The sequence below is a fragment of the Psychrobacillus sp. genome, assembly GCF_056205495.1.
Window position 1 is genome coordinate 1 of record NZ_JBAEAP010000052.1, and the last position, 2,803, is coordinate 2,803.

At 36.9% G+C, this 2,803-nt stretch carries 3 protein-coding genes; 2 read left to right on the forward strand and 1 reads right to left on the reverse strand.

All coding sequences use genetic code 11. The annotated features are described in order from the left end of the window. Both AC06OU_RS01740 and AC06OU_RS01745 read left to right on the forward strand, forming a co-directional pair. On the forward strand, positions 1 to 1,012 hold a 1,012-nt coding region (locus tag AC06OU_RS01740; protein ID WP_475853568.1), incomplete at its 5' end, for a primase C-terminal domain-containing protein. 685 nt (positions 1,013 to 1,697) lie between these two features. Next, positions 1,698 to 1,850 (forward strand): hypothetical protein, encoded by a 153-nt coding sequence (locus AC06OU_RS01745; RefSeq protein WP_475853569.1) that lies wholly within the window; start codon positions 1,698 to 1,700, stop codon positions 1,848 to 1,850. Positions 1,851 to 2,196: 346 nt separating this feature from the next. Here AC06OU_RS01745 and AC06OU_RS01750 read toward each other — a convergent pair whose 3' ends face one another. Continuing rightward, complete coding sequence (locus tag AC06OU_RS01750; RefSeq protein ID WP_475853570.1) at positions 2,197 to 2,598, reverse strand: hypothetical protein; 402 nt, start codon at positions 2,596 to 2,598, stop codon at positions 2,197 to 2,199. Positions 2,599 to 2,803 lie beyond the last annotated feature (205 nt).

The following is a 2,803-nucleotide window of genomic DNA, read 5'->3' on the forward strand; positions in this document are numbered from 1 at the left end:
GGCCAAACGAATTGCCGACAATTTAAAACGCAGTCTAGCCACTGTAGAAGCCGACATGTACTGCAATGACTTCGGTTTTTTCCGTACGCCCAATGACGAAAATGTCGTGTGGTTTAACGAAAACGCTACGTATCACCCAGCAAAATTGATCGATTGGTCCATGCGCGCCGATGATAATCGTGGTCGTCAGCTATACGTCGTGCCATCTAAAAAAACGACTACCTCATTACTCGAAAGTGACTGGTTTTATCAGCTTGTCTCTTCAACCACTGTAAAAGGTGAAAAAGGCCAAATTGGGCGGAATAATTACTTATTCACGCTGGCTTTAGTGTGCTATCAAGACGGCCGGGATGAAGGCTATGCATTCGATTTACTCGATGAATTCAACTCACGCCTGCGCGCACCGCTAAAAACACAAGACATCCAGACACTCCTAGAATCCGCATACTCTGGGCGCTATCACGGGCCTAAAAAGGAATATATCGAGCAATTACTAGCACTATATGTCCCGAGTAAAATGGACATGCCTGTCTCTTTTGGCAAAAACGTTTGGTACAAGCATAAAAAAGCACGGAAAGACCGTGAGCGCAGTCATTTAGACGAATGGGAACAAGACATCAGCAGATGGATTACGGCAGAAAAACAAGTTTCTGAGCCGTTTATTTGGCGTACACAAAAAGCGCTATGCGAAGAAATCGGCATTGCCAACAGCTCCCTAAACAAGCTTTTAAAGCAGTCAAAGAAACTCTTAAAGACAACAACAGGCAAAGGCCGCAACGCCAAAACAGGCTGGACAACCGTCGAGCAATACATCGCCTACCTCATCTGGCTAAAGAAAGACCTCGGCACACGCTTCGCCGAGTCGATGAACACACTCGTAGCAGAACACCTTGATTTGATGGAACCGATCGCCGGCTATCGAACGCTTCGTCATGCCCTGAAACAACTAAGGCAAGAACAGCCCGCGACCGAACAGTTATCCATGCGAGAAACCCTGCTGCACACTGGCTAATTAAATACTCCACTATGCCATTACATATTTCTGCTTTCCTATTCCCGATGGTGAGCAGCCCCTGTATGTAACTCTAGTAATTACTAATAAGTTTTGGGCGTGAAGGGCTTTAGCCCAGCCCCCGCTGGAGAACCCTTCGGCGTAGCCAAACGCTTTTTACTTAGTTTAGAAAGAGAGACTTAGCCGACTCTTACAAAGGATTCAGATAGATGGGGAACGACTGTCAAATGTAATGGGATAGGGAAAAAAGCCCCCCATTCAATTAAATGGAGGGTGCTTTTGTGGATATATTTTAATCGAATTTATTGAATAAAAAAACAAACGCAAAATACTAAAAATAAAATCAAACCTGAAATGATTAAGATCTTATCAAAAATATTTTTTCTCTTTAAAAAACCTGCGTAAGATAATAAGAGCGAGCAAATAGCAAATGCGATGAAATCATATCCTTGAGGCTCAAAAGTCACTAATAAAAATAGTAGGAGCATAACAAGAGGGATAATATATTCTTTTTTATACAAGAGGGTCATTTTATAATTTCCTTTCCTTAATCTGTATTAAGATAGTTTATTGTCAAAATAGTATTATAATATAGTTTTCCCTGAATAGGAATGTTATGTAAAATCCATCTTTAAAAGTGTTCAGCCGATTGGGATTGTAATTTAACTAAATGTGGAGTTAGAAAATGAAAAATAAGAAAACCAAAAAAGAAAAAAAGGACGGCTTTTTTAAAGAAGTGCTAAGTGAGCTTACTGGTTCAATCCTATTTGAAGTGGTTTGGAACATTTTAATGTTTATTCCAAGAATGATGATTCGCTTAATAAAAGACATTTGGTGATTTTTAAATAAAATAAGCCGTCTATTCGATAATAAAAATCGGATTAGACGGCTATTATGCTCACTTAAATTATTTTATTAAGGATCGCTTAAGGTATTTTCAGGTTTGTTTTAATCTACCTATTCTAAATAAAAGAATAGATAGTAATAGGATTAAAACAAAAATTATAATTATATTTTTTATATAATTAGGATCCCCTAATATACTATTCAAAATTCTATCAAAGCTTGGAAGTTCCAACCACTTAGCGATTCCTGAAAATAAAAAGATCCAACATAATACACCAAGTGTCAGTATGAAATAAGGTAATGAAGTTCGCATAGGATATCACGTTCTTAAAAAGTATTTATTCATACGTAGGAATAGAGGACATGACAGCACATGGGAATGTAACACATCCATTTAAAGTACCATCTCTGCTTACATGTAATTGTACAGGTTTATATGATTTAACATAATTTTTAATTTTTGTTTCCATATTTGATAACCCTAGTGATATCCAATACGCTGCTGAGTAGCCAGTAGCATATTGGATAACTCCGTCAACTACATAACCAACAAGAACTCCTGCTACAAAAATTGCAACTGCGCCCGCGTTAGGTTGAACCAAATCATTTGAATTAACTTCTCCAGATGTGGATACAACAATGCCTTGATTTCCACTCTGAGCCAATACATTTTTTTCTAAACCGATACCGAAACCAAATAATATACAGCAAATCGTGATAATTGAAATAATTTTTTTCATATTATTACACTCCTTTTCATTGATTTTTAAGCAATAAAAGATTGAAACTAAGAGGAATTAAGCAATACATTTTTATTACTATCAATTTGTACCGATTAACCATAATTCTAATGTAGTTATTAAAATATCAATCATAGTTTCGCCCCCTTTCTGCTTCAATTATTTCACAATTCAGAAACTTGGCTGTTATAATATTCCTAAAGTA